The sequence below is a fragment of the Rathayibacter sp. AY1B4 genome, from assembly GCF_002932815.1.
In the GTDB taxonomy this organism is placed as follows: Bacteria; Actinomycetota; Actinomycetes; order Actinomycetales; family Microbacteriaceae; genus Rathayibacter.
This window is the reverse complement of sequence record NZ_PSWN01000005.1, coordinates 179222-205354: the sequence shown is the minus strand read 5'-3', so window position 1 is coordinate 205354 and position 26133 is coordinate 179222. Positions and strand designations below refer to the sequence as shown.

Sequence of the window (26133 nt, the reverse complement as noted above, 5' to 3'; positions counted from 1 at the left end):
GCAAGCTGGGCTTCATCGTTCGACTTGCATGTGTTAAGCACGCCGCCAGCGTTCGTCCTGAGCCAGGATCAAACTCTCCGTAAAAAAATTACGACCTCCGACCCCGAAGAGAAGGAGAGTCAAGTTTGACCTCTAGCAAATAAGACATCTCTCCGACCCGAAAGCCGGAAGCTGACATCAATTTCCAAAGGAATCCCAACCCGATCCGAAGATCAAGGCCGGGGTATAAATTGGCATTGAACATAGTGCACGCTGTTGAGTTCTCAAGAATCGGACACATCCCGCCTCCACACCAGAACGGTGCTTCACAACGAAAGTGATCGAAGTTTGCTGTACGAGGGCGTGAGCCACTCGATTTGTCTTGCTTGCCGAGACCGGTTAGGCTGGTTAGAACCGAAGTTCCGATCGCCTCCGTGGCAACTCGACTAACTTAGCACATCCGCAGGCCGTGTCAAGTCCGGCTTCTTCGTGGTGTTCGCTGCACGATCGAGGACCGCACCACTGCACCGGGCTCGGCCGTGAGGCCTTGCAACGAAGCCGGGACCGTGTCCCATGGAGGCTTTGCATCTTACGCTCGCGATCCCGCAGTCTTCAAGAGACGAATCTCTAACAGGCCTGGGAGCGAGGGGATGGTCCCCGCTTGAGGTGGGCCAGCTGGTCTCGACGCTCTGCGCCTGACTCCCGCTTGCCGCTCCTTTGGGGTGACGAGGAGTTACATTACGTCGGGCCTCGGCCGAGCGGCAAATCGCCTGCGTCCCGGGCGTGTCGGGATTCAGGGGTCTTGCGTCGCTGAGTGTCCGACTCGGCACCGGACACCGGACACCGGACACCGGACACCGGACACCGGACACCGGCTACCGGCTACCGGCTACCGGCTACCGGCTACCGGCTACCGGCTACCGGCTACCGGCTACCGGCTACCGGCTACCGGCTACCGGCTACCGGCTACCGGCTACCGGCTACCGGCTACCGGCTACCGGCTACCGGCTACCGGCTACCGGCTACCGGCTACCGGCTACCGGCTACCGGCTACCGGCTACCGGCTACCGGCTACCGGACACCGGACACCGGACACCGGACACGGGACACGGGACACGGGACACGGGACACCGTGTTGATGAGACCGCCGACGCCGTCATCATCCGCGTCCGCTCGAGGAGAGCGGGCACGCGGTCAGCGGACGAAGGCCCCGGCGAAGCTCTTCTTGCCGCGACGGAGGACGGCGATCCCATCGATCAACGGGAGCTCGCCGAGCGTGACGGTCTCGGACGGGAGGGCGGTGTTGTTCACCGAGAGCCCTCCCTGAGCGAGTGCCCGTCGCGCCTCCCCCGTGCTGGCGACGAGTCCGGTCTCGACGAACGCCTGCAGCGCCGGCGTCTCCGGTGTCGCCTCCATCGAGGGCACCGCCTCGAGCGCGCCACGGAGGATGACCGGGTCGATCCCCTCGAGCGAGCCCTTGCCGAAGAGCGCGGCCGAGGCGTCGATCACCGAACGCGTCGCCTCCGCTCCGTGCACGAGCGACGTGACCTCCCAGGCGAGCGCGCGCTGCGCCTCCCGGCGGAACGGCTCGTCGGCGGCGGCCTTCTCCAGGCGCTCGATCTCCGTGCGCGGCAGGAAGGTGAAGATCCGCAGGCGGTCGGCGACGTCACGGTCGTCCGTGTTGACCCAGAACTGGTAGAACGCGTATGGGCTGGTGAGCTCGGAGTCGAGCCAGACGGCGTTGCCCTCGCTCTTGCCGAACTTTGTGCCGTCGGAGTTCATCACCAGGGGTGTGCCGATCGCGTGGACCGACACGCCCTCCGTGCGGTGGATCAGGTCGGTCCCGCTCGTCAGGTTGCCCCACTGGTCGCTGCCGCCGGTCTGCAGGACGCACCCGTACTGCCGGTAGAGCTCCAGGTAGTCGAGTCCCTGCAGGATCTGGTAGCTGAACTCGGTGTAGCTGATCCCCGCGTCGGAGTTGAGGCGGGCGCTGACCGCGTCCTTCTTGAGCATCGTCCCCACGCGGAAGTGCTTCCCGATCTCCCGCAGGAAGTCGATCGCCGACAGCGGAGCGGTCCAGTCGAGGTTGTTGACCAGGCGCAGCCCGTTGTCGCCGCCCGCCGGAACGAACCGGGACACCTGCGCCTGGAGGCGCTCGACCCACGCCGTCACCGTCTCGCGCGAGTTCAGCGTCCGCTCGGCCGTCGGACGCGGATCCCCGATCAGCCCGGTCGAGCCGCCGACGAGCCCGAGCGGCCGATGCCCGGCCAGCTGGAGCCGGCGCATGACGATCAGCTGCACCAGGTTCCCGAGGTGGAGGCTGGGCGCGGTCGGGTCGAACCCGCAGTAGTAGGTGATCGGCTCCCCCGACAGCAGCTCGCGCAACGCTCCCGCATCGGTCGACACGTGCACCGAGCCTCGCCAGACCAGCTCGTCCCACACGGAGTCGAAGGCGGGGTCGAGCTGCGGGCTCGTCGCGGACCCGGGGAGGTGCTGGTCGATCACCCGACCAGGCTACCGCGGCGGGAAGGAGCCGGTCTCCGGGAGTCAAGCGCACAGGCTTGATCCCGGGCGATCAAGTGCCGATACTTGATCGAGGAGGTCCGATGTTCGTCATCACCGCGGATCAGCGCGACAGCAGGCACGACCACGACCGCGTGGACCAGGCGATCGCGAGCCTGATCGACGACGGTCGGGCGTCGTTCGTCCTGCCCCCGGAGCGGACGGCGGGCGACGAGTTCCAGTGCGTGCTCGACCGGGCCGATGCCGTCGTCGCGCTCGTGCTCGAGCTGCACCGGACCGGCCACTGGAGCATCGGCCTCGGGATCGGCCCCGTCGACCGGCCACTCCCCGCGACCACGAGAGCGGCGACCGGGGAGGCGTACTTCGCGGCGCGCCGGGCGGTCGAGGCGGCGAAGGGCCGGCCGACGCGCTTCTCCCTCGATCCGGACGCACCGGGAACGGCGGCGCCGGCACCGGCGGACGTCCAGGCGCTGATCGATCCGCTCCTCCTGCTGCGCGACGCGCGCTCCGAGGCCGGCTGGCAGATCGTCGACCTGCTCGAGAGCGGCCTCTCCCAGAAGGATGCGGCCGAGCGCCTCGCCGTCAGCCCGCAGGCGGTCAGCCTCCGGGTCCGCGCGGCGAGTGCTCGAGTCGACGCTCCCGCCCGTGACGCGCTCGCGCGCCTGCTGACAGTGGTCGACCGTACGCTCGACCCCACCGACGAGAGGACACCCCGATGACGGCACCCCCCGGATCCCCCGCCCTGCTCCTCGCCTCCGCGCTGCAGTCCGCCTCGTGGACGGGCGTGGTGCTCGTGCTGCTCGCCGGACTCGCCGGTGCGGTGCTCGCCGTGCGCCTTCGCCGTCCGCAGCTCGCCTGGATCCCCCTCGTGGCGGCTGCCGCCGCCTTCCTGCTCACGGCGGTCGCCGGACCGTCCGCGCCCCCGATCCACTCCGTCCTGGTGGCGGTGCTGGCCTTCGCGCTGGCGGTCGCGGGCGGCGGGCCGGTCGTGCTGCTCACCCTCCGGCTCGCGACGGCCGACTCCCGCAGCGGCAGCCACGGCGGCATCATGGTCGCCGGATCCTCCCGACCCGCCGCCGGGAGCGCGCCCTCGGCGATCGGCCAGCCGATCGAGGTGCTCCGCGGCGGGACGACGATCGGGGTCCTCGAGCGGATCGCGACGGCCGGCGCACTGATGAGCGGTCTCCCCGAGGGGATCGCGGTCGTGGTGGCGATCAAGGGCGTCGGCCGCTTCAGCGAGCTCGCCTCCCCGGAAGCGCGCGAGCGGTTCATCATCGGCACGCTGGCGAGCCTCGCCTGGTCGGCGGCTCTCGGCGTGCTCGCCCGGCTCTACCTCGCGGGCTGAGCTCCGGGCCGCCGCCGGGGCACTGCTCTCCGGTAGGGCGAGACGGTGGGGTCGCCCGGGATGCTGAAGCGCCACGGGAAGTCGTCCCCGCCGCCCGGGCCCGAGACGCCGGTGCGCGGGCCCGCCGCCACGGAGGACGGCCTCTCCCCCGGCAGCAGCTCGAACGCCGCCTCGAGCGGGTCGCCCGACTCGGTGAGACGGACTCCGAGGGCCTTCGCCAGCCGTGCGGGTCCGCGGGCCAGATCCCGGCTGCGAACGGGTCCGCGCCGGATCATCGCGAGATCCTCCCCCGATACGACCTCGCCGGCGCGCAGCAGCACCGCCGACGCCGTGCCCGCCGGGGAGCAGACGATGTTCACGCAGGTGTGCATCCCGTACGTGAAGTACGCGTACACGGACCCGGGCGGACCGAACATGGGAGCCGTCCGGGGTGTCGGTCCGCGGTGCGCGTGCGAGCCCGGATCCTCACCGGTTCCGAGGTACGCCTCGACCTCGGTCAGCCGGACGCCGACCACGCCCTCCGGCGTGCGGTGCAGGAGGACGCGGCCGAGCAGCTCCGGTGCCACCTCGAGGGCCGAGCGCGAGAGATCGGGGAGGTCGGCGCTCAGAAGAAGCTCTGGCCCGACACGAGGGTGATCACGATCACCGCGACGATGACGACTGCGGCGACGAGCACCAGAGTCCGCTGCTGCCAGGGGCGCAGCGGCGGACGGCCGTCGTCGCCCGGCGCTCCTCGAAGGGTCACGGGCGCTCCCCCCGGAGGGATCCGCGCACGACCCGGACGCGCTCGGTCAGCCGGGCGAGCTGCTCCGAGACGCGGTCGGGAGCCGTGCCGCCGACACCGTCCCGGCTCGCCACCGATCCCTCGATGCTGAGGACGGAGCGCACGTCGGGCGTGAGCAGCGGCGACACCGAGGCGAGCGCGGCGTCGTCGAGATCCTCGAGCCCCCTCCCCTGCGCCTCCGCCAGCTTGACCAGCTCGCCGGTGATCTCGTGGGCGTCCCGGAAGGGCACGTGCTTCTTCACGAGCCACTCGGCCACGTCGGTCGCGAGGGAGAAGCCCTGGGGCGCGAGCTCCGCCATCCGGTCGGTGTGGAAGGTGAGGGTCGCGATCATGCCGCTGAACGCGGGCAGCAGGACCTCGAGGGTCGTCACCGAGTCGAAGACCGGCTCCTTGTCCTCCTGCAGGTCACGGTTGTAGGCGAGCGGCAGGGCCTTGAGGGTCGCGAGCAGCCCGGTGAGGTTGCCGATCAGCCGGCCGGACTTCCCCCGGGCGAGCTCGGCGATGTCGGGGTTCTTCTTCTGCGGCATGATCGAGGACCCGGTCGAGTAGCCGTCGTCGAGCGTGACGAAGGCGAACTCCCGCGTGTTCCAGAGGATGACCTCCTCCGCGATGCGCGAGACGTCGATCCCGATCATGGCGGCGACGAAGGCGAACTCGGCGACGAGGTCGCGGCTGGCCGTCCCGTCGATCGAGTTCGGCACGCTCGACGCGAAGCCGAGATCGCGGGCGACCGCCTCGGCGTCCAGGCCGAGGGTCGAGCCGGCGAGGGCGCCCGAGCCGTAGGGCGAGACGTCCGCCCGGACGGCCCAGTCCCGCAGGCGCTCCAGATCGCGCAGCAGCGCCCAGCCGTGGGCGAGCAGATGGTGCGCGAGGAGTACGGGCTGAGCGTGCTGGAGGTGGGTGCGCCCGGGCATGATCGCCGTCGGGTGCGCCGACGCCTGTGCGGCGAGGGCGTCGATGAGCTGCACCACCAGCTCCGAGACGAGCGCCGCGTGGTCGCGGAGGTACATCCGGACGAAGGTGGCGATCTGGTCGTTGCGCGAGCGCCCCGCGCGGAGCTTGCCGCCGAGCTCGGGACCGGCTTCGAGCATCAGGCCGCGCTCGAGGGCGCCGTGCACGTCCTCGTCCGACTCGTCGGCGGCGAAGCTCCCGTCGGCGACGGCAGCCTCGAGCCGGTCGAGCGCCGCGAGCATCGCGGTGAGCTCGGCGTCGTCGAGGTAGCCCGCTCCGGCGAGCGCCCGGGCGTGGGCGCGGGAGCCGGCGAGGTCGTAGGGGGCGAGCTGCCAGTCGAAGTGGGTCGACCTCGAGAGCGCGGCGAGCTCGGGCGAGGGGCCGCCGGCGAAGCGGCCGCCCCAGAGGGCTCCGGCCTCGCCCGCGCGGGCGGAGGGTCGTTCCGTCATGGTTCTCCTCGGGTTCGGCTGTCGAGTCTACTGAGCGGCGTCGGCGGTGCCGGCGCGCTCCAGGAGCCACACGAGCAGGGCCTTCTGCGCGTGCAGGCGGTTCTCCGCCTCGTCCCAGATCACGCTCTGCGGGCCGTCGATCACGTCGGCGGTCACCTCGTAGCCGCGATCCGCGGGCAGGCAGTGCAGGAACAGCGCGTCGGGAGCGGCAGCGGCCATCGTGGCCGCGTCGACCCGGTAGGCGCCGAAGGTCGCGACGCGCGCCGCCTTCTCGTCCTCCTTGCCCATCGACACCCACGTGTCCGTGATCACGATGTCGGAGCCGGCCGCGCCCTCGTCGGGGTCGGTCGTGGTGATCGCCGATCCGCCGGTGGTCGCGGCGATGCGCTGCGCATCGGCCAGGACCGCCGCGTCCGGCGAGTACGACTCCGGGGAGACGATGCGGACGTGCATGCCGGCCGTGGCCCCCGCCAGGAGGTACGAGTGCGCCATGTTGCTCGCTCCGTCGCCGAAGAACGTGAGCGTGAGGCCGGCGAGGTGACCGCGGTGCTCGCGGATGGTCAGCAGGTCGGCGAGGAGCTGGCACGGGTGGAACTCGTCCGAGAGCGCGTTGACGACCGGCACGCGCGTGCTGCGCGCCATCTCCTCCAGGCCCGACTGCGCGTAGGTGCGCCACACGATGGCGGCGACCTGGCGCTCCAGGACCCGCGCCGTGTCGGAGGCGGTCTCCTTGCCGCCGAGCTGGCTGCTCGCGGTCGAGATGATCAGGGGGCTGCCGCCGAGATCGGCGATGCCGACCGCGAAGGAGACGCGGGTGCGCGTGGAGGACTTGTCGAAGATCACGGCGACGGTCTGCGGCCCGGCGAGGGGCTTCCGGGAGAAGCGGTCGCGCTTGAGCTCGAGGGCGAGGTCGAGGATCTCGGCCTGCTCGGCGGGAGTGATGTCGTCGTCGCGGAGGAAGTGGCGGGTCACGGTGCTGGTCGCTTTCGGTGGAGGTACGGGGTCAGAGGGTCTGCAGTGCGCGGCCGAAGCGCTCGGCGAACTCGGCGACGTCGGCGGCGGTCACCACGAGCGGAGGCGCGAGCCGGATGCTCGAGTCGTTCGCCGCGTTCACGATCAGGCCGGCGTCGAGGCAGGCGGCGGCGAGCTCGGCGGCGACCGGCCGGTTCAGGGCGATGCCCAGGAGGAGGCCCGCGCCGCGGACCCCTCCGATCAGGGGCGAGTCGAGAGCGGTCAGCGCGTCGACGATCTGCGCCCCGCGCTCCCGCGCGTTGCCGAGAAGGTCGGCGCGCTCGATCTCGGCGAGCACGGCTCCGGCCACGGCGGTCGCGAGCGGATTGCCGCCGAAGGTGCTGCCGTGGTGGCCCTTCTGCAGGAGGTCGGACGCCTCGCCGAAGGTCACCAGCGCTCCGACGGGGAAGCCTCCGCCGAGCCCCTTGGCCAGGGTGACGGCGTCGGGCAGGATCCCCGCCTCCTGGTAGGCGAACCAGCGTCCGGTCCGCCCGACCCCGGTCTGGATCTCGTCGACGATGAGCAGCGCGCCGTGCTCGCGGGTGAGCTCCCGCGCGCGCTCGAGGTAGCCGGCCGGCAGCGGGATGACGCCCGCCTCCCCCTGGATGGGCTCGACGATCAGCGCGGCGACGGACTCGTCGAGAGCCGCCTCGAGGGCCTCGATGCTCGCCTCGAGGTGCTCGACCCCTCCCGGCATCGGCTCGAACGGCGCACGCATGGCCGCCTTGCCGGTCAGCGCGAGCGCGCCCATCGTCCGCCCGTGGAACGCGTTCTGCAGCGCCAGGACGCGGTGCCGGCCGCCGGCCGCGTTCAGCCGCGCCAGCTTGAAGGCCGCCTCGTTGGCCTCGGTGCCCGAGTTGGCGAAGTAGACGCGGCCCGTCTCCCCGGCCCCGGTGAGGCGGCGCAGGGTCTCGGCGAGCTCGATCTGCGGGGCGGTCGCGAAGTAGTTGGAGACGTGGGCGAGCGCACCGGCCTGGCGCGTCACGGCCTCGACGAACACGGGATGCGCATGGCCGAGCGAGTTGACGGCGATGCCGCCGAGGAAGTCGAGGTACTCCCGCCCGTCGACGTCCCAGACCCGGCAGCCCTCGCCGCGCTCGAGCACGGCGAGCGGCGGCGCGAAGGTCTGCATCATCGCGGCGGAGTAGCGGTCTCGCGCCGAGCCGGTGCGGGACGCGGTCGTGGGGATGGACATGGTGGCCTTTCGATCGGAGCGGTCCGGCCGCGAGGGCCGACGGTGCGCGCGTCCCGGACGGGACGGGCGCTCGGAGCCGGGGCCGCTGAGGATCAGCGGCCCGACATTCGCTCCCGGTCGCGGGGGTCGAGCGAGGCGACGACCTCGGTGCCGATGCCCTCCGAGGTGAACACCTCGAGCAGGATCGAGTGCGGGATGCGGCCGTCGATGATGGCGGCCTTGGGCACTCCCCCGCGCACGGCGTCGAGGCAGGCGGTCATCTTGGGGATCATGCCCGATTCGAGCGAGGGCAGCAGAGCCGCGAGGTCGTCCGAGCGGATGTGCGAGACGAGCGACTCGCGGTCGGGCCAGTCGGAGTAGAGGCCGGCCACGTCGGTGAGGACGACGAGCTTCTCGGCGCCGAGCGCGACGGCCAGCGCGGCGGCGGCGGCGTCGGCGTTGACGTTCAGCGACTGCGTGGGGTCGTCCGAATCGGGGGCGATCGAGGACACGACCGGGATCCGGCCGGCCTCGAGCTGAGCGAGGACGGCGGCGGGGTCCACGGCGATCACGTCTCCGACGAGTCCGAGGTCGTGCTCCTCGCCGTCGATCACGACACCGCGGCGGCGGCCGACGAAGAGGCCCGCGTCCTCACCGGAGATGCCGGCGGCGAGGGGGCCGTGCTCGTTGATCCGGCGGACGATGTCGCGGCTGATGCTGCCGGTGAGCACCATCCGCACCACCTCCATCGCCTCGGGGCTCGTGACCCGGTAACCGCCCCGGAACTCGCTCTCGATCCCGAGCCGGTCGAGCATCCGCGAGATCTGGGGCCCGCCGCCGTGGACGACCACGGGGCGGATCCCGGCGTAGCGCAGGTAGACCATGTCCTGGGCGAAGGAGCGCTGCAGCTCCTCCGACACCATCGCGTTGCCGCCGAACTTGATCACCATCGTGCGCCCGTGGAAGCTCTGCAGCCAGGGCAGCGACTCGATGAGCGTCGCGGCCTTCCCGGGCGCGGCGTCGCGCTCGGCGCGGCTCTCGGCCGAGAGAGTGGTGTCGTCGCTCATGGCCGCCTCAGCTCGAGTACGCGGAGTTCTCGTGCACGTAGTCGTGCGTGAGGTCGTTGGTCCAGATCGTGGCCGTCGCGTCCCCGGCGTGCAGGTCGATGTCGACGGCGACCTCCCGAGGGGCGAGGTCGACGAGGTCGCGGCTCTCGTGCGGCTCGCCCGCGAGGCAGACCTGCACCCCGTTCATCGCGACGTCGATGCCGTACGGGTCGAACTGCGCATCGGTCGTGCCCACGGCGGCGAGGACGCGGCCCCAGTTGGGATCCTTGCCGAAGATCGCGGCCTTGAACAGGTTGCTGCGGGAGACGGCGCGGGCGACGACCACGGCCTCGTCCTCGGTCGCGGCGTTCAGCACGCGGATCGCGACGTCGTGGGCGGCGCCCTCCGCGTCGGCCTGCAGCTGCAGGGTGAGGTCGCGGCAGACCGCGGTCAGGGCCGCGGTGAACTCGTCGGCGTCGGCCTCGACGCCGCTGGCGCCGCTCGCGAGCAGTGCGACGGTGTCGTTCGTCGACATGCAGCCGTCCGAGTCGAGGCGGTCGAAGGTGACGCGGGTCGCGGCACGCAGGGCGGTGTCGAGAGCGGCGGACTCGAGGGCCGCGTCGGTCGTGATCACGACCAGCATCGTCGCCAGACCCGGCGCGAGCATCCCGGCGCCCTTGGCCATGCCGCCGATGCTCCAGCCCTGCTCGGAGCGGACCACCGCCTGCTTCGGGACCGTGTCGGTGGTCATGATCGCGCGGGCGGCCGCCTCGCCCGCCTCGGGTCCCCCGGCGAGCTCGGCGGAGGCGCCGGTCACGCCGGCGGTGAGCTTCGCGAGGTCGAGCTGGTCGCCGATCAGCCCGGTGGAGCACACCAGCACGTCGCCGGCGGACACCTCGAGGCTCTCGCCCACGAGCTCCGCGGTGCGGTGGGTGACCTGGAAGCCCTGAGCACCCGTGTAGCAGTTGGCGCCGCCGGAGTTGAGGACGATCGCCGAGACGACGCCGTCGCGCATCACCTGCTCGCTCCAGAGGACGGGGTTCGCCTTGCAGCGGTTGCTCGTGAAGACCGCGGCGGCGCTCTGCAGCGGGCCGAGGTTCTGCACGAGCGCGACGTCGCGCGCTCCGGTCGACTTCAGCCCGGCGACGACTCCGGCCGCCCGGAACCCTGCTGCTGCGGTGACGCTCACGGCGCGACTCCGTTCACGCTCAGGCCGAGGGACTCCGGGAGTCCCAGGGCGATGTTGGTGGACTGGACGGCCGCGCCCGCGGTGCCCTTGACCAGGTTGTCGATGGCCGAGACGACCACGACCCGGCGGGCCCGCTCGTCCACGGCGAGTCCGATCAGAGCGGTGTTCGCCCCCACCACGTCGGCCGTCCGGGGGAAGGAGCCCTCCGGGAGCAGCTGGACGAAGGTCTCGTCGCCGTAGGCGGTCTCCCACGCGGCGCGCACGTCCTGCGCGGAGACGCCGGGAGCGAGGCGCGCGGTCGAGGTCGCCAGGATGCCCCGGGACATCGGCACGAGGACCGGGGTGAACGAGATCGAGACGGGTCCGGCTCCGGCGAGCAGGAGGTTCTGCCGGATCTCGGGATTGTGGCGGTGCGCTCCGCCGAGGCCGTAGGCGTGCGCGGAGCCGAGGAGCTCGCTGGCGAGGAGGTCGGTCCGCAGGCTCTTGCCCGCACCCGAGGGTCCGACGGCGAGGACCGCGACGAGGTCCGACGACTCGATCACTCCGGCGTGCAGGCCGGGGGCCAGGCCGAGCGTGATCGCCGTGACGTTGCAGCCGGGGACGGCGATGCGCCGCACTCCGGCGAGCGCCTCGCGCTGCTTGCGTCCGCCGCCGCCGATCAGCAGCTCCGGGAGCCCGTAGGGCCAGGCCCCGGCGAAGTCGCCCCCGTAGAAGTCGGCCCAGTCCTGCGGGTCGGTCAACCGGTGGTCGGCGCCGCAGTCGACGACGAGGACGTCCTCGGGGAGGGTCGCGGTGATCTCGCCCGACTTCCCGTGCGGGAGGGCGAGGAAGACGACGTCGTGCCCGGCGAGGTTCCCGGTCGTCGTGTCGACGAGGACGAGGTCGCGGAGCGAGCGGAGGTGCGGGTGCACGGCGACGAGGGGCTGACCCGCATTGGCGTGCGCCGTCACCGTGCGCACCTCGAACTCGGGGTGGTCGGCGAGCAGTCGCAGCAGCTCGCCGCCCGCGTAGCCGCTCGCACCGGCCACCGCCACGGAGAAAGTCATGCCCGAGAGCCTAGCCGGTGCGGGTGCGGGGCCCCGCCCGGCCGAACCGGACGGGACCCCCGGCCTCACTCGCGGAGTCGGGCGCCGAAGCGCTCCGCCGCCACGGCCACGCCGTTCTCCTTCGCGGCCGTCGCCTCGGCCGCGGTGAGCGTGCGGTCCGGCGCGCGGAAGCGCAGCGCGAAGGTCAGCGACTTCGTCCCCTCGGCGAGCCCGGTGCCGCGGTAGTCGTCGACCAGGCGGATCGCCTCGAGCAGCTCGCCCGCCCCCTCGGCGACGGCGGCGCGCACGTCAGCCGCCGCGGTGCCGACCGGCACGACGAGCGAGAGGTCCTGGGTCGCGGCGGGCAGCGCGCCCACCGGGCGGGCCACGACGACCCTCCCGGCCCGCGCGAGCAGCGGCTCCAGGTCGAGCTCGACCACGGCGACGCGGCGCGGCAGGTCGAGCTCCTCGGCGAGCGCCGGGAGCAGCTCCCCCGCGTGGCCGATGACCGCGCCGTCGAGGACGACCTCGGCGGTGCGGCCCGGGTGCAGCGCGGCGTGGGCCCCCTGGCGCAGCACCAGCTCGGTGCCGGTCGCCGCGGAGACCTCGCGGACCACGTCGAGGGCGTCGCGCCAGTCGACGTCACGGCCGGCGACACCGGGCTGGCGCACGACGGCGGCGCCCGTGAGCAGCGCCGCGAGGTGCCGCGGCTGCGGTGGGATGCCCGCGTTCAGCTCGGCCTCGACCTCCGCGGACGGACGCGCCCCGCCCGCAGGGAGCGCCCCGGAGCCGAACGGGCGGCCGGCGACCGGGAGGAAGACGGAGCCGAGCTCGTAGACCGCGAGATCCGTCAGGCCGCGCGAGCGGTTGCGGGCCGCGACCTGCACGAGACCCGGCAGCAGAGAGATCCGCAGCTGGCCCGCGGTCGCGTCGAGCGGGTTGGCGAGCGTGATCTGCTCCTGCGGCTCCCCGTCGACCGAGCCGAGCCGGTCGTTGATCGAGCGCGAGAGGAACGGGTACGAGAGCACCTCGGTCAGACCCGCGGCGGCGAGCGCCTGGGCGAGGGTGCGGCGCAGCCTCTGGCCCGGGGTCAGACCGCGGCCGGGAGGCGCGACGGGCAGGATCGCCGGGATGCGGTCGTACCCGGTGATGCGGGCGACCTCCTCCGCGAGCGAGGCGCGGTCGACGAGGTCCGGGCGCCAGCTCGGCGGAGTCACCAGCAGGCCCGCTCCGCCGGTCTCGACGGAGGCGCCGATCTCGACGAGCGCGCCGCGGATCTCCTCCGGGGTGTACTCCACCCCGATGAGGCCTGCGACGTAGCCGTCCGGCAGCTCGACCGGCTCCGCCGTGCGCGGGTCGGCCAGGACCGAGCCGAGCTCGTCCGCCGTGCCGCCGGCGAGCTCCACCAGCAGCTGCACCGCGCGGGCCGCGGCGACCGAGGCCACCTCGGGGTCGACGCCGCGCTCGAAGCGCCGCGACGCCTCGCTCGGCAGCTTGTGCCGGCGAGCCGTCCGGGCGATCGAGACCGGGTCGAAGTTCGCCGCCTCGAGCAGGACGTCGGACGTGGCGTCCGAGATCTCGGTGCGCGCGCCCCCCATCACTCCGGCGAGGCCGATCGCTCCGCTGTCGTCGGCGATGACGAGGTCCTCCGCGTGCAGGCGCCGGGTCTGGCCGTCGAGCGTCTCGAGGGTCTCCCCCGGCGCGGCGCGGCGCACCACGATGCCGCCCTGCAGGGTCGCCAGGTCGTAGCCGTGCAGCGGCTGGCCCAGCTCGAACATCACGTAGTTGGTGATGTCCACGACGAGCGAGATCGAGCGGACGCCGGCCAGTCGCAGTCGCGCGAGCATCCACGGCGGCGTCGGTCGTGAGACGTCGACGCCCCGGACGACGCGCGTGACGAACACGGAGGCGCCGACACGGCCGCGGATCGGCGCCTCGTCGGCCACGGACACGGGGAAGACGGGGGCCGTCTCCGTGCGCTCGTGCGGAGGGAGCGCCCGAGCGGGGTCGCGGAAGGCGGCTCCGGTGGCGTGGGCGTACTCGCGGGCGATGCCGCGGATCGAGAAGGCGTAGCCGCGGTCGGGCGTCACGTTGACCTCGACCGCGGCGTCGTCGAGACCGAGGAGCGCGACGGCGTCCGTGCCCGGCTCCGGGTCGAGCCCGAGCGAGGCGAGGCGGAGGATGCCGTCGTGGTCGTCCCCGAGGCCGAGCTCGCGGCTCGAGGCGATCATCCCGTCGGACACGTGCCCGTAGGTCTTCCGCGCGGAGATCGGGAACGGCCCGGGCAGGACCGCGCCCGGCAGTGACACGACGACCTTGTCGCCGGCCGCGAAGTTGTGGGCTCCGCAGACGATGCCGCGGACGTCCTCTCCGCCGTCGGCGGCACGCCCTCCCTCCGGGGCCACGCGGACGTGGCACCAGTTGATGGTCTTGCCGTTCTTCTGCGGCTCCGGAGCGAGGTCGAGCACCTCGCCGACGACGACGGGGCCGGTCACCTCGAAGCGGTGGACGTCCTCCTCCTCCAGGCCGACCGACACCAGGGCCGCGTGCACGGACTCCGTCGTGACGTCCTGCTCGAGGTCGACGTACTCCCCCAGCCAGCTCAGCGGGATGCGCATCAGATCACCATCCCGTACTGCTCGCTGAAGCGGACGTCGCCCTCGACCATGTCGCGCATGTCCTTCACGTCGTTGCGGAACATCAGGGTCCGCTCGATCCCCATGCCGAAGGCGAACCCGGAGTACTCCTCCGGGTCGATCCCGGCCGCGCGCAGCACGTTCGGATTGACCATGCCGCAGCCGCCCCACTCGATCCAGCGGGCACCGCCGACGAAGGTCGGGTGCCAGACGTCCAGCTCGGCGCTGGGCTCGGTGAAGGGGAAGTAGTTCGGGCGCAGGCGGATGCGCGCGTCGTCGCCGAAGAGGATCCGCGCGACGTGCTCGAGGGTGCCCCGCAGGTGCGCCATGGTCAGGCCGCGGTCGACGGCGAGACCCTCGAACTGCGTGAACACGGGCGTGTGCGTCGCGTCGAGCTCGTCGGTGCGGTACACCCGTCCGGGAGCGATCACGTAGAGCGGCAGCGGGCGCTCGAGCATCGAGCGGATCTGCACCGGCGAGGTGTGCGTGCGCAGCACCAGGTGCGAGTCGACGGGGTCGACGAAGAAGGTGTCCTGCATGGCGCGGGCCGGGTGGTCCTCGTCGAAGTTCAGGGCGTCGAAGTTGAACCACTCGTTCTCGAGCTCCGGCCCCTCCGCGATCTCCCAGCCCATCCCGACGAACACGTCGGCGATCGACTCCTGGAGCAGAGAGAGGGGGTGGCGGGCGCCGCGGCGCACGAAGCTGGCACCGGCGGTGACGTCCACGCGCTCGGCCTCGAGCGCGGCCGCGTCCTCGGCCTCGACGAGCTCGGCCTCGCGGGCGGCGTAGGCGTCGCCCACCTGCTTGCGGGCACCGCCGACGAGCTTGCCGGACGCCGCCTTGTGCTCGGGCGGGACGGAGCGCATCTGCGCGTTGAGGCGGGCGAGGGCGGACCCCTCGCCGAGGTGGGCGGCTCGGGCGGACTTCAGAGCGGCGGAGTCGCCCGCCGCGCCGATGGCGGCGAGGGCGTCGGCGACCGCCGCGGAGACGGCCTCGTCGGTGATCGGGTTGCTGTCTGACACGATCCCCCAGTGTAGGCGAGGGCCTCCGCCCCCTCCCGCCGCCCGCGCGCGGTGCTCGTCGCGCTCACCCGCGGCCGGCCCCCGTCTGCGCCGACGGCTCTCGAAGCCCCGCCACCGGCGCTGCTCGACCAGCAGGGGCGGGGTTCTCGCTACGCCGGGGTCGGACGCTGCTCCACCGGCAGGAGGCGGGGCACCGCCGGACGGGAAGACTCCCGGATCGATCGCGACTCCCCGATCGCCACCGCCTCCGCGTCGACGACGCCGGAGCGGAGCACCACCGCTCGATGCGCTGAGCGATCGCCGGACCCTCGAGGCGAACGGAGGAATCGCGTGCGAGCGATTCCTCCTGGCCGGACGCAGGACGCTCTGCGGAACCCGACCCGTCGGGAAGCCGACCGCGGTGAGGATCGCCCTCGGGCGATCCTCACAGTTCAATCCTGCACAGCGATCAGCTGCGTGTCCGTCTGCGCGCGGGCTGCGGGGTGGCCGCCGATGGTGCGGCCGCCGCGTCCGCCGCTCTTCGTGCGGATCTCGATCCACTTCGCCAGCCCCGAGAGGAGGAGGCAGATGCCGATGTAGATCGCTCCGATGACGATCGCCGCCGGGATGATCGGGCTGTCGAGGCTCGACTGGTTGCCCAGGTAGCGCGCGTAGTACAGCAGCTCGTTGTAGGTGATGATCGAGCCGAGCGCCGTGTCCTTGAGGGCGACGACGAGCTGGGCGATGATCACGGGCAGCATCGAGCGGATCGCCTGGGGGAACAGGATGAGCCGCATCACGCCGGACTTGCGCAGGCCGATCGCGTAGCCCGCCTCCTTCTGTCCTCGCGGGAGGGCTTCGATGCCGGCGCGGAAGATCTCGGAGAAGACGGAGCCGTTGTAGAGGGTCAGGGCGATGACGACGGCGAGGTAGGGGCTGAGCTTGAGGCCCGCGAACGGCAGGCCGTAGTACATCAGCATCATCAGGATCAGGACGGGGATCGCCCGGAACAGCTCGATGAAGAGCGTGACGGGGACGTTGATCCAGCGCCGGTCCGAGAGCCGGCCGATCGCCAGGAGGAGGCCGAGGACGAGGCTGGCGACGCCCGCCGTGGCGAAGGCCGCGAGCGTGCGGCCGAGGGCGCCGCCGATGCTCTGCCAGACCAGCGGGTAGCCGAACGCGCGCCACTTGGAGGCGTCGAACTGGCCGGACTCCGCGAAGCGCCAGACCACGAAGCCGAGGAACGCCGCGATCAGCAGGACGACGACGACGCCGATGACGCGGTTGCGCACGACGGCCCGGGGGCCGGGGTTGTCGAAGAGGACGGAGCTCATCGGGCGACCCTCCACTTCTTCTCGAGCTGACGTTGGACGAGCGAGAGCAGGGTGACCAGGACCACGAAGACCAGGGCCACCCAGAGGACGACGATGAGGCTGTTCTCGCCGCGCTCGTTGAGGACGCGGACGATGGTGCCCGCCTCCGCGACCGAGAAGCCGGCGGCGACGGTGGTGTTCTTCAGCAGCGCGATCAGGACGCTCATGAGCGGCGGGATCACGGAGCGGAAGGCCTGGGGCAGGACGACCTGCGTCATCGTGAGGCCGAAGTCGAGGCCGATCGCGCGGGCGGCCTCGGCCTGGCCGATCGGCACGGTGTTGATGCCCGAGCGCAGCACCTCCGCGACGTAGGTCGCGGTGTAGAGGCTGAGGGCGCAGATCGCCAGGTTCGTGTAGTCCACCTGCGGCAGGTCGAGCTTGGGGTAGCCGAAGGCGAAGAAGAACATCACCAGCGTGAGCGGGGTGTTCCGGATGGTGTTCACGTACACCGTGCCGACCGCGCGGGCGATCGGGACGGGCGAGACGCGCATCGCGCCGACCACCGTGCCGATCAGCAGGGCGAACACGAGCGAGACGCTGAAGAGGATCAGGGTGTTGCCGAAGGCCGGGACGTAGACGTCGAGGTTGTTCAACAGGACATCCATGCGGCTGGCCCTTCTGTCGGAGCGGTGGTGGTGGTCGAGGAGAGGGGACCCCCGGGCGGCGGTCGGGCCGCCCGGGGCGCCTCCTAGTAGTCGTTCACCGCCGGCTGGGTGACGGTCGTGCCGGACTGGCCGAGCGTCTCGTCGTAGATGGCGCTCCAGGTCTCGCCGCCGTCGGTCAGCATGCCGTTGACGAAGTGGCGCAGGGCGTCGTCGTCCTTGGGCAGGCCGATGCCGTACAGCTCGGTGCTGAAGGGCTCGCCGACGACCTTGAGCTCGTCGGGCCGCTGAGCGGCGTAGCCGATCAGGATCGCGCCGTCGGTTGTGACGGCGTCGACGGTGCCGTCGGCGAGCGCGTCCACGCACTGCGAGTACGTGTCGAACTCCTCGGTCTTCACCTCGGGGTAGTTGGTGCGGATGTTCTGGATCGGGGTGGAGCCGGTGGCCGAGCACACGGTGGTGTCGGCGGTGAGGTCGTCCGGTCCGGCGATCGTGTCGTTGTCGGCCGCGACGAGCAGCTGCTGGCCGGTCTCGAAGTAGGGTCCGGCGAAGCCGACCTGCTCCTTGCGCTTGTCGGTGATCGAGTAGGTGCCGACGTAGTAGTCGATGTCGCCGTTCACGATCGACGCCTCGCGGTTGGCCGACGGGATCGCCTTGAACTCGATGGCGTCGGCCGCGAAGCCGAGCGAGGCGGCGGTCCACTTCGCGATCTCGATGTCGAACCCGGAGCGCTCGCCGGTCGCCGCGTCGAGGTAGCCCAGCCCGGGCTGATCCTCCTTGACGCCGATGACGACCTTGCCGTCCGCGGTCATCGCGTCGAAGGTCGGGCTGCCCTCGAGGGTCACGTCGGAGGCGACCTCGTACGCGGAGGTCCCTCCCTCGGAGCCTCCACCGGCGCCGCCGCCGGCGGTTCCGGAGTCGCCGGAGCAGCCGGCGAGGGCGAGGGTCGCTGCTGCGAGTCCCGCGGTCATGAACATGAGCCTGGTGCGCATGATCGTCCTTCCTGGGGTTCGGCCCGCCGGAGCGGGCGATGTCGGGTCGGCTCCCGGGTCACGGGTCCGACCTGCCTGGTGGCTGCTGATCGCGCTTCTAGTGCGTGATGAGCTTGGAGAGGAAGTCCTTGGCCCGGTCGGTGCGGGGCGCGGTGAAGAACGACTCCGGGTCGGTGTCCTCGAGGATCTCGCCGTCGGCCATGAACACGACGCGGTCGGCGGCCTTCCGGGCGAAGCCCATCTCGTGGGTGACGACGATCATCGTCATCCCGTCCTTGGCGAGCCCGACCATCACGTCCAGGACCTCGTTGATCATCTCGGGGTCGAGCGCCGAGGTCGGCTCGTCGAACAGCATCACCTTGGGCTTCATCGCCAGCGCCCGCGCGATCGCGACGCGCTGCTGCTGCCCGCCGGAGAGCTGGGCCGGCGTCTTGGCGGCCTGGTGGCCGACGCCGACCCGGTCGAGCAGCGCCGTGGCCTGGGCCTCCGCGTCCTTGCGGGAGAGCCCGCGGACCTTGATCGGGCCGAGGGTGACGTTCTCGAGGATCGTCTTGTGCGCGAAGAGGTTGAAGGACTGGAAGACCATCCCGACGTCGGCGCGGAGCGCGGCGAGGCCCTTGCCCTCCTCCGGGAGCTTCTGACCGTCGATGGTGATGGTGCCGCCCGAGATCGTCTCGAGCCGGTTGACCGTGCGGCAGAGCGTCGACTTGCCGGATCCGGAGGGGCCGAGGACCACGACGACCTCGCCCCGGTGCACCGTCAGATCGATGTCCTTCAGAGCCTGGAAGTCGCCGTAGTGCTTCTGCACCCCGGAGAGGACGACGAGGGGTTCACCGGCGGGAGCGGCGGCGCGCTCGTCTTGCGGGGCTGTGACCATGCCGTCAGAGAAGCACACGGGGATGGGCCGGTCAAATCATGAGGGAATTCTTAACCGAAGGGTAACAACGCGCCCTGTTCTCCAGGTTCGCGGCCCCCTCGGCCCGGTTCCTCTCAGGAACGCAGCGCGAAGGCGCTCTCGTACAGGCAGACGGAGGCCGCGGTCGCGAGGTTGAGCGACTCCGCCGCCCCGTAGATGGGCACCGCGACCACGCCGTCGACGAGGGCGAGCGACTCGTCCTCGAGGCCGCGCGCCTCGTTGCCGAAGACCCAGACGGTCGGCTGGGCGAGGTCCCCGCGGGCGCGGACGTCGAGCAGGTCCTCCCCCTTCACGTCGGCCGCGACGGAGCGGAGGCCCACGCCGCGGAGCCGGCCCAGCACGTCGGCGAGGTCGGCGCCGACCGCGACCGGGAGGTGGAAGAGCGAGCCGGTCGTGGAGCGCACGACCTTGGGGTTGTAGAGGTCGACCGAGCGGCCGGACAGCACGACCGCGTCAGCGCCGGCGGCGTCGGCGGCACGGATGATCGTGCCGAGATTGCCCGGATCGCGGACCTCCTCGAGCACCGCCACGAGGCGCGGCTCGGAGGCGACGACGTCCTTGAGCGACGTGGGGAACTGACGGCAGACCGCGACGAAGCCCTGCGGAGTGACGGTGTCGGCCATCGCGTCGAGGACGTCCTCGGTCACGTACTCGATCTCCACCTCCGCCTCGGCGGCCGCGGCGACGATCTCGGGGTGCCGCTCCAGAGCGGTCGGAGTCGCGAACGACTCGACGATCAGCTCCGGGCGGTACTGCAGCGCCTCGGAGAGTGCCTGCGGGCCCTCGAGGAGGAAGAGCCCCGTCTCGAGCCGGGCCGGGCGGCGAGTGAGCTTCGCCACGGAGCGGACACGGGGAGAGCGGGGGTTGTCGAGCATGCGGCGAGCCTATCGGCGCGGTGGTCGCCGCCCCCGCAGACACGGCGCGGGAGGGCCCGCGGACGACGGAGGGGGCCGCGACCTCTCGGTCGCGACCCCCTCCGGGAAGCCGTGCTGACTACGCTGCGGCCTTGGGCGCCGAGGTGTCGGCGGGCAGCGCGCTCTTCGCGGTCGCGACGAGCGAGGCGAACGTGGCCGGCTCGGTGATCGCGAGGTCCGCGAGGATGCGGCGGTCGACCTGGACGCCGGCCAGGGCGAGGCCCTGGATGAAGCGGTTGTAGGTCAGGCCGTTCGCGCGGGACGCGGCGTTGATGCGCTGGATCCAGAGACGACGGAACTCGCCCTTCTTGGCGCGGCGGTCGCGGTACGAGTAGACGAGGGAGTGGGTGACCTGCTCCTTCGCCTTGCGGTAGAGGCGCGACCGCTGGCCGCGGTAGCCCGAGGCGCGCTCGAGGATGACGCGACGCTTCTTGTGGGCGTTGACGGCCCTCTTCACTCTTGCCATTGCTGTTTCTTCCTATCGATCCGTGTCGGCTGAGTAGCGACCACGCGGCGCAGCGGGCTGCGCCGGCGGTGGGCTACAGACCGAGAAGCTTCTTGGCGACCTTGGCGTCCTGCGGGGCGAGGACCTGGTCCTGGTTGAGGCGGCGCGTGCGAACGCTGGACTTGGACTCCAGGTTGTGACGCATGCCGGCCTGCTGCTTCATGACCTTGCCGGAGCCGGTCACCTTGAAGCGCTTCTTGGCACCCGAGTGGGTCTTCATCTTGGGCATGTTCTCTCCTTGTGAACGTCACTCCGCGCTCGGCGGGGCGAAACCGGTGCCCCGCGAGCGGGGCGTCCACCGGCCCCGAGGCCGGGGCGGCGAAGTACTAGACGGACTCGGCCTCGGCCGTGTCCTCGGGGGTGTTGGCCTCGCGACGAGCGGCGCGGACCGCATTGGCCTCGGCCTTCGCCTCGGACTTGTTCTTCAGCGGGCCGATGACCATCACCATGTTGCGACCGTCGATGGTCGGGGTGGACTCGACCTGGCCGAACTCGGCGACGTCCTCCGCGAAGCGCTGGAGCAGGCGGACGCCCATCTCGGGGCGCGACTGCTCGCGACCGCGGAAGAGGATCATCGCCTTAACCTTGTCGCCGGCCTTCAGGAAGCCCTCGGCGCGCTTGCGCTTGGTCTCGTAGTCGTGCTTGTCGATCTTCAGGCGGAAACGGACCTCCTTGAGGATCGTGTTCGCCTGGTTGCGACGGGCTTCCTTGAGCTTCTGAGCCTGCTCGTACTTGAACTTCCCGTAGTCCATGATCTTGGCCACGGGCGGCTTGGAGTTGGGGGCGACCTCGACCAGGTCCAGGTCTGCGTCCTGCGCGAGTCGCAGGGCGACCTCGATCTTGACGACGCCGACCTGTTCTCCTGCGGGACCCACGAGGCGGACCTCGGGGACGCGGATACGGTCGTTGGTACGGGGATCGCTGATTGCGTTTCTCCTCTGATCTCGGTGAGTGCAGCTGCGCTGCCGGAGTCTTCTCCAGCGCACCCGAGAGAGGTGATCGTCCCGTCCACGTCGTGCCTGCAGCACGGCGCTCGCACCCTGTGACGCGGTTCCCGAGGCGGACCTCGAGAGCCGCAGCCCTGCCTCCGGCGGTCTGACGACCCTCGGGGGCGGAGTGCTTCTGACCCGGTAACCTTGTGAAGCGGTCAAGCGCGGGTGGGAGAATCTCCACTTTCGAACCGAGGACATGCCTCGGAGCCCGGACAACCATAGCAGACCAGCGGCCCGCCCGACAGAGCGGATCCGGCCGCCCCTCGATCCTCTGCTGCGGCGGCCGCGCCCCTCCACCACGGACGACGAACGAAGGACCCATGGCCCAGTACGACGACGACTACACGCGACGATTCGGCGAGGACGGCGGAGCCTCCGACGTGGAGGCCGCCCGCGACATCGCGGAGGTCCCGGCGGTGGAGATCATCACCACCGCCGCCGTGCACCTGATGAGCGCGGCCGCCGTCAAGTGCGGGCTCGCCGACGAGCCCGGAGCGCAGGTCGACCTCGACGAGGCGCGCAAGCTCATCAACGCGCTCGCGGGCCTGGTCACGGCCGGGGCGCCCGACATCAGCGACATGCACGCCCGGAGCCTGCGCGACGGCCTCCGCACCCTCCAGCTCGCGTTCCGCGAGGCGTCCCCGATCGCCGACCCGATCGGCAAGGGCCCGGGCGAGAAGTGGACCGGCCCGGTCACCTGATCGGGAGTCAGCGGGCGGCGGCGAGCTGCAGCGTCATCGAGTCGACGCGCTGCGCGACGGTCTCGTCGGCCGCCCACCGCTCCCCCAGGCGCGCGACGAGGGCGCCGAGCGCGTCCTGATCGAGCCCCGGGCGCAGGCTCAGGACCACCACGAGCTCGGGCCCCGCGAGGCGCTGCTCCGGATCTCCCGCGCGCACCTCGAGCGAGGCGACCGCCCGCTCCCCCTCCGCAGCCGCGCGCAGAGCCCGGAGCACCTCCGCATCGGCGGGGGCCGGCCGCCAGTCGCCGCCCTCCGCGATCGCCCAGAGCGCCGGGCGCCGGACCGCGAACTCCCGCTCGGACGCGGGGTCGAGGACCATCACCTCGGTGCCCTCCGCGACGGCCGCCAGGGCCGCGCGGCGCCCGTCGACAGGGACGGGACGGGCGGCCGGGTCCCACCGGCGCATGCTCTCGACGCCGCTGAAGACGGGGAGCACCGTGCGGCCGTCGGGTCCGGCGACCGTGACGATCGCGAGCTCCTGCGTCTTGTCCGCCCGGAGACCCCCGACCCCCTCGGCCTCCTCGCCGAGGCGGGCGACCAGCGGGATGAGCAGGCGGGACGTGCGGATCGCGTCGACCACGGTCTCCGGGCCGCGAGTGCCGCGGGCGAAGGACTCGAGCGCGGCGACCAGCGCCTCCGGGGCGCTCCCGTCGTCCTCCGGCGCTGCGCTCGGCTCGAAGTGCCGGCCCGCCCAGGGGGTGCCGGCCGAGTCGGTCAGATGCGCCGGGAGCGGGCGGGGCTCACTCGGATGCGACATCCAGGGCCTCCGCGAGCGTGAACGCGCCCGCGTACAGCGCCTTGCCGACGATCGCGCCCTCGAGGCCCTGGGGCACGAGGTCGCGAAGAGCGGCGATGTCGTCGAGGTTCGAGATGCCGCCCGAGGCGATCACGGGGCGGTGGGTGCGGGCCATGACCTGCTCGAGGAGCTCGAGGTTCGGGCCCTTGAGCGTGCCGTCCTTGGTGACATCGGTGACGACGTAGCGGGTGCAGCCGGCCTCCTCCAGGCGGTCGAGGACCTGCCAGAGGTCGCCGCCCTCCTTGGTCCAGCCGCGCGCGGCGAGCGTGGTGCCGCGGACGTCGAGCCCGACGGCGATCTGGTCGCCGTACTGCGCGATGACGCTCGCGGCCCACTCGGGGTTCTCGAGCGCCGCGGTTCCGAGGTTGATGCGCTTCGCGCCGGCGCTCAGCGCGGACTCGAGGCTGCGGTCGTCGCGGATCCCGCCGGAGAGCTCGACGTTGACGCCCTTCACCTGCCGGATGACCTTCTTCATGATGCCGTGGTTGTCGCCGCGGCCGAAGGCGGCGTCGAGGTCGACGAGGTGGATCCACTCCGCGCCCTGGTCGGCCCAGTCGCCCGCGGCGTCGATCGGGTCGCCGTAGTTGGTCTCGGTCCCGGCTTCGCCCTGCGTGAGCCGCACGGCCCTGCCGCCCGCCACGTCGATCGCGGGCAGGAGGACCAGGCCCGGGGCCTTGGTGAACTCGCTCATCGTCATCCTCAGTCTCGGAGCCGGTGCCGGCCCCTGGAGGCGCCGACCACCGGCCGATCCTAGTTCGTGCGGAGGGTGCCCAGCCAATTGGCCAGCAGCCGGAGCCCGGCGGCCCCCGACTTCTCGGGGTGGAACTGAGTGGCCGAGAGCGGCCCGTTCTCGACCGCGGCGATGAAGGGGCCTCCGTGATCGGCCCAGGTGACCGCGGGACGCGGGAACGGGGGCATCACGTCGAGCGACCACTCGCGGGCGCCGTAGGAGTGCACGAAGTAGAAGCGCTCCTCGGCGATGCCGTCGAAGAGCACCGATCCCTCGGGAGCGGAGACGGTGTTCCAGCCCATGTGCGGGACGACCTCGGCCGGGAGGAGGTCCACCGTCCCCGGCCACTCGCCCAGGCCCTCGCTCTCGACCCCGCGCTCGACGCCGCGCTCGAAGAGCACCTGCATCCCGACGCAGATGCCCAGGACGGGGCGCCCGCCGGCGAGGCGCTTCTCGATGATCTCGCCGCCACGGGCGCGGGTCAGTGCCGACATCACGGCGTCGAAGGCGCCGACGCCGGGCACGAGGAGGCCGTCCGCCTCCAGCGCCCGCTGCCGGTCCCCCGTCAGCTCGACGTCGGCCCCGGCGAGCTCGAGCGCCTTGACGGCGGAGTGCACGTTCCCCGAGCCGTAGTCGTAGACAACGACGGAGGGGCGGGCCGAGCTCACAGCGCGCCCTTCGTCGACGGCACGCCGGAGACGAGCGGATCGAGGGCCTTGGCCTGACGGAAGGCGCGGGCGAACGCCTTGAACTCCGCTTCGGCGATGTGGTGCGGGTCCCTGCCGCCGAGCACCGTGACGTGCACGGTGAGGCCGGCGTTGAACGCGATCGCCTCGAAGACGTGGCGCACCATCGACCCGGTGAAGTGGCCGCCGATCAGGTGCAGCGCGAAGCCCTCCGGCTCGCCGGTGTGCACGAGGTAGGGGCGCCCCGAGATGTCGACGACCGCCTGCACGAGCGCCTCGTCGAGGGGGACGAGCGCGTCGCCGAAGCGGGAGATCCCGGCCTTGTCGCCGAGCGCCTGACGGATGGCCGTGCCGAGCACGATGCCGATGTCCTCCGCGGTGTGGTGGATGTCGATCTCGATGTCGCCGCGGGCCCGGACGTGCAGGTCCGTGAGCGAGTGCTTCGCGAACGCCGTCAGCAGGTGGTCGAAGAAGGGCACGCCGGTCTCGAGATCGGCGACGCCCGTGCCGTCGAGGTCGAGGGAGAGCTCGATGCTCGACTCGCTGGTGGCACGGCTGAGGGAGGCGGTGCGCCCGGGTGCGGCGCTCGGGGAGGTCATGCCTCCCAGTCTATTCGCGCCGCGTCACCGACCCCGGGCGGACCTCTACTCGCGCGAGAGCGCCACCGCGGGGTCGGCCGACGGTGCGGGGAGGGAGGCGAGCGCCTCGAGGAACGCGGTCGTCTCCTCCTCGGTGCCGGCGCTGACGCGGAGGTGGTTCGGGATGCCGACGTCGCGGATGAGCACGCCGCGGGCGAGCAGGCCCTCGAACACGGCGGCCGGATCCGCGACGCCGCCGAAGAGGACGAAGTTGCTGCCGGTCGCGTACGGGCGGTAGCCGAGGGCGCGCAGTCCGTCGATCATCCGGTCGCGCTGCACGATGATCTCGCCGACCATGGCGAGCATCTCGTCGGCGTGAGCGAGGGCGGCGGTCGCGGCGGCCTGGGTGAGAGCCGACAGGTGGTACGGGAGGCGGACGAGGCGGAGCGCGTCGATCACCGCGGGGTCGGCGGCGAGGTAGCCCAGGCGGACGCCGGCGAAGGCGAAGGCCTTGCTCATGGTGCGGGACACGAGCAGGCGCGGTCGCCCGGGGAGGAGGCTCAGCGCGGTGGGCGCGCCCCTGCCCGCGAACTCGGCGTACGCCTCGTCGACGACGACGATGCCGTCGGTCGCGTCGTAGACCGCCTCGATCACGGCGAGGTCGAGCGGCGTCCCGGTCGGGTTGTTCGGAGCGCAGAGGAAGACGATGTCGGGCCGGGCCCGGCGCACCTGCTCCGCGGCGTACTCGGCTCCGATCTCGAACTCCGCCTCGCGCGGAGCGGGGATCCACTCCGTTCCGCTCCCCGACGCGAGGATCGAGTACATCGAATAGGTGGGCGCGAACCCCAGCAGCGAGCGCCCGGGACCGCCGAACGCCTGAAGGACGTGCTGGAGCACCTCGTTCGATCCGTTCGCAGCCCACACGCCGTCCGCGGTGAGCCCGTGACCGAGGTAGCCGGCGAGGGAGTCGCGCAGCTCTCGGAACTCGCGGTCGGGGTACCGGTTGACGGTGCGCAGCGCCTCCGAGACCCGCCCGACGATGTCGGCGATCACGTCGTCCGGGACCGGGTGGGTGTTCTCGTTGACGTTGAGGGCGACGGGCACGACCGCCTGGGGTGCGCCGTACGGGTGCTTGCCTCGGAGGTCGTCGCGGAGGGGCAGGTCGTCGAGAGTCGTCACCAGGGAATGGTAGCGAA

General features: G+C 71.9%; 27 protein-coding genes and 1 rRNA gene. 3 read left to right on the top strand and 25 right to left on the bottom strand.

Annotation, left to right across the window (positions count from 1 at the left end; genetic code table 11):
* Together C5D66_RS05345 and tyrS are read right to left on the bottom strand one after the other, a co-directional pair.
* Positions 1-84, bottom strand: a 16S ribosomal RNA gene (locus C5D66_RS05345); the annotation flags it as partial.
* Between the two features lie 1089 nt (positions 85-1173).
* Complete coding sequence (gene tyrS, locus C5D66_RS05335; protein WP_104250196.1) at positions 1174-2484, bottom strand: tyrosine--tRNA ligase; 1311 nt, start codon at positions 2482-2484, stop codon at positions 1174-1176.
* Between the two features lie 101 nt (positions 2485-2585).
* On the opposite strand from tyrS, the gene C5D66_RS05330 reads away from it, so the two are divergent.
* Together C5D66_RS05330 and C5D66_RS05325 are read left to right on the top strand one after the other, a co-directional pair.
* Positions 2586-3221 carry a DNA-binding protein gene (locus tag C5D66_RS05330; protein WP_104255580.1) on the top strand — a complete coding sequence of 212 codons (636 nt, stop codon included), beginning with the start codon at positions 2586-2588 and terminating at the stop codon, positions 3219-3221.
* Positions 3218-3847 carry a hypothetical protein gene (locus C5D66_RS05325; protein WP_258063818.1) on the top strand — a complete coding sequence of 210 codons (630 nt, stop codon included), beginning with the start codon at positions 3218-3220 and terminating at the stop codon, positions 3845-3847. The genes C5D66_RS05330 and C5D66_RS05325 overlap by 4 nt, the downstream gene beginning before the upstream one ends.
* Here the strand turns inward: C5D66_RS05325 and C5D66_RS05320 are convergent.
* The 18 genes from C5D66_RS05320 to infC all read right to left on the bottom strand — a co-directional run bounded on the left by C5D66_RS05320 (position 3832) and on the right by infC (position 21290).
* Positions 3832-4455, bottom strand: a complete 624-nt coding sequence (locus tag C5D66_RS05320) for a DNA-3-methyladenine glycosylase (protein WP_104255579.1) — start codon at positions 4453-4455, stop codon at positions 3832-3834. The genes C5D66_RS05325 and C5D66_RS05320 overlap by 16 nt on opposite strands.
* Positions 4452-4592, bottom strand: a complete 141-nt coding sequence (locus tag C5D66_RS17060; RefSeq protein WP_160034127.1) for a hypothetical protein — start codon at positions 4590-4592, stop codon at positions 4452-4454. The genes C5D66_RS05320 and C5D66_RS17060 overlap by 4 nt, the downstream gene beginning before the upstream one ends.
* Positions 4589-6031, bottom strand: a complete 1443-nt coding sequence (gene argH, locus C5D66_RS05315; protein ID WP_104255578.1) for an argininosuccinate lyase — start codon at positions 6029-6031, stop codon at positions 4589-4591. The genes C5D66_RS17060 and argH overlap by 4 nt, the downstream gene beginning before the upstream one ends.
* Positions 6032-6058: 27 nt before the next feature.
* Positions 6059-7003: an ornithine carbamoyltransferase gene (argF, locus tag C5D66_RS05310; protein WP_104238645.1), complete on the bottom strand. Its 945-nt coding sequence runs from the start codon at positions 7001-7003 to the stop codon at positions 6059-6061.
* Positions 7004-7034: 31 nt separating this feature from the next.
* Entirely contained in the window at positions 7035-8237 is a 1203-nt protein-coding gene (locus tag C5D66_RS05305) for an acetylornithine transaminase (protein WP_104255577.1), read from the bottom strand.
* Positions 8238-8329: 92 nt separating this feature from the next.
* Positions 8330-9283 carry an acetylglutamate kinase gene (gene argB, locus C5D66_RS05300; protein WP_104224497.1) on the bottom strand — a complete coding sequence of 318 codons (954 nt, stop codon included), beginning with the start codon at positions 9281-9283 and terminating at the stop codon, positions 8330-8332.
* Between the two features lie 7 nt (positions 9284-9290).
* Complete coding sequence (gene argJ, locus C5D66_RS05295) at positions 9291-10451, bottom strand: bifunctional glutamate N-acetyltransferase/amino-acid acetyltransferase ArgJ (protein WP_104255576.1); 1161 nt, start codon at positions 10449-10451, stop codon at positions 9291-9293.
* Positions 10448-11497 carry an N-acetyl-gamma-glutamyl-phosphate reductase gene (gene argC / locus C5D66_RS05290; protein ID WP_104255575.1) on the bottom strand — a complete coding sequence of 350 codons (1050 nt, stop codon included), beginning with the start codon at positions 11495-11497 and terminating at the stop codon, positions 10448-10450. The genes argJ and argC overlap by 4 nt, the downstream gene beginning before the upstream one ends.
* A gap of 65 nt (positions 11498-11562) precedes the next feature.
* Positions 11563-14094, bottom strand: coding sequence for a phenylalanine--tRNA ligase subunit beta (pheT, locus tag C5D66_RS05285; RefSeq protein ID WP_104255574.1), 2532 nt, complete (start codon positions 14092-14094; stop codon positions 11563-11565).
* Positions 14094-15134 carry a phenylalanine--tRNA ligase subunit alpha gene (pheS, locus tag C5D66_RS05280; protein WP_104226313.1) on the bottom strand — a complete coding sequence of 347 codons (1041 nt, stop codon included), beginning with the start codon at positions 15132-15134 and terminating at the stop codon, positions 14094-14096. Before pheS ends, pheT begins: the two co-directional genes overlap by 1 nt.
* Before the next feature lie 431 nt (positions 15135-15565).
* Entirely contained in the window at positions 15566-16447 is an 882-nt protein-coding gene (locus C5D66_RS05275) for an amino acid ABC transporter permease (RefSeq protein WP_104224492.1), read from the bottom strand.
* Entirely contained in the window at positions 16444-17091 is a 648-nt protein-coding gene (locus C5D66_RS05270) for an amino acid ABC transporter permease (RefSeq protein WP_104224491.1), read from the bottom strand. Before C5D66_RS05270 ends, C5D66_RS05275 begins: the two co-directional genes overlap by 4 nt.
* Positions 17092-17174: 83 nt before the next feature.
* The gene (locus C5D66_RS05265; protein WP_181067878.1) at positions 17175-18080 is read right to left on the bottom strand and encodes a glutamate ABC transporter substrate-binding protein; all 906 of its coding nucleotides are present in this window, start codon (positions 18078-18080) and stop codon (positions 17175-17177) included.
* A 97-nt stretch (positions 18081-18177) separates the two neighbouring features.
* A complete protein-coding gene (locus C5D66_RS05260) occupies positions 18178-18957 on the bottom strand; it encodes an amino acid ABC transporter ATP-binding protein (protein WP_104224489.1) in 780 nt (259 codons plus the stop codon).
* 113 nt (positions 18958-19070) lie between these two features.
* On the bottom strand, positions 19071-19871 hold the full coding sequence (locus tag C5D66_RS05255) for an RNA methyltransferase (RefSeq protein WP_104224488.1): 801 nt from the start codon (positions 19869-19871) through the stop codon (positions 19071-19073).
* Between the two features lie 118 nt (positions 19872-19989).
* Positions 19990-20376, bottom strand: coding sequence for a 50S ribosomal protein L20 (gene rplT, locus C5D66_RS05250; RefSeq protein WP_104224487.1), 387 nt, complete (start codon positions 20374-20376; stop codon positions 19990-19992).
* A gap of 73 nt (positions 20377-20449) precedes the next feature.
* Positions 20450-20644 (bottom strand): 50S ribosomal protein L35, encoded by a 195-nt coding sequence (gene rpmI, locus C5D66_RS05245; protein ID WP_055793295.1) that lies wholly within the window; start codon positions 20642-20644, stop codon positions 20450-20452.
* 97 nt (positions 20645-20741) lie between these two features.
* Positions 20742-21290, bottom strand: a complete 549-nt coding sequence (gene infC / locus C5D66_RS05240; protein ID WP_374952931.1) for a translation initiation factor IF-3 — start codon at positions 21288-21290, stop codon at positions 20742-20744.
* A gap of 437 nt (positions 21291-21727) precedes the next feature.
* Here infC and C5D66_RS05235 point away from each other — a divergent pair, with 437 nt between their 5' ends.
* Positions 21728-22108 carry a DUF1844 domain-containing protein gene (locus tag C5D66_RS05235; RefSeq protein WP_104313470.1) on the top strand — a complete coding sequence of 127 codons (381 nt, stop codon included), beginning with the start codon at positions 21728-21730 and terminating at the stop codon, positions 22106-22108.
* Between the two features lie 7 nt (positions 22109-22115).
* Here the strand turns inward: C5D66_RS05235 and C5D66_RS05230 are convergent, their stop codons facing one another.
* Genes C5D66_RS05230 through C5D66_RS05210 form a run of 5 tightly spaced genes read right to left on the bottom strand, consistent with a single transcriptional unit; the run spans position 22116 to position 26119 of the window.
* On the bottom strand, positions 22116-22904 hold the full coding sequence (locus C5D66_RS05230; RefSeq protein ID WP_104255572.1) for an SseB family protein: 789 nt from the start codon (positions 22902-22904) through the stop codon (positions 22116-22118).
* On the bottom strand, positions 22888-23634 hold the full coding sequence (priA, locus tag C5D66_RS05225; protein ID WP_104224506.1) for a bifunctional 1-(5-phosphoribosyl)-5-((5-phosphoribosylamino)methylideneamino)imidazole-4-carboxamide isomerase/phosphoribosylanthranilate isomerase PriA: 747 nt from the start codon (positions 23632-23634) through the stop codon (positions 22888-22890). The genes C5D66_RS05230 and priA overlap by 17 nt, the downstream gene beginning before the upstream one ends.
* A gap of 59 nt (positions 23635-23693) precedes the next feature.
* The gene (gene hisH / locus C5D66_RS05220) at positions 23694-24341 is read right to left on the bottom strand and encodes an imidazole glycerol phosphate synthase subunit HisH (RefSeq protein WP_104224485.1); all 648 of its coding nucleotides are present in this window, start codon (positions 24339-24341) and stop codon (positions 23694-23696) included.
* Positions 24338-24958, bottom strand: a complete 621-nt coding sequence (gene hisB, locus C5D66_RS05215) for an imidazoleglycerol-phosphate dehydratase HisB (protein ID WP_104233277.1) — start codon at positions 24956-24958, stop codon at positions 24338-24340. The genes hisH and hisB overlap by 4 nt, the downstream gene beginning before the upstream one ends.
* A gap of 45 nt (positions 24959-25003) precedes the next feature.
* Entirely contained in the window at positions 25004-26119 is a 1116-nt protein-coding gene (locus tag C5D66_RS05210; RefSeq protein WP_104255583.1) for a histidinol-phosphate transaminase, read from the bottom strand.
* Positions 26120-26133: the final 14 nt, after the last annotated feature.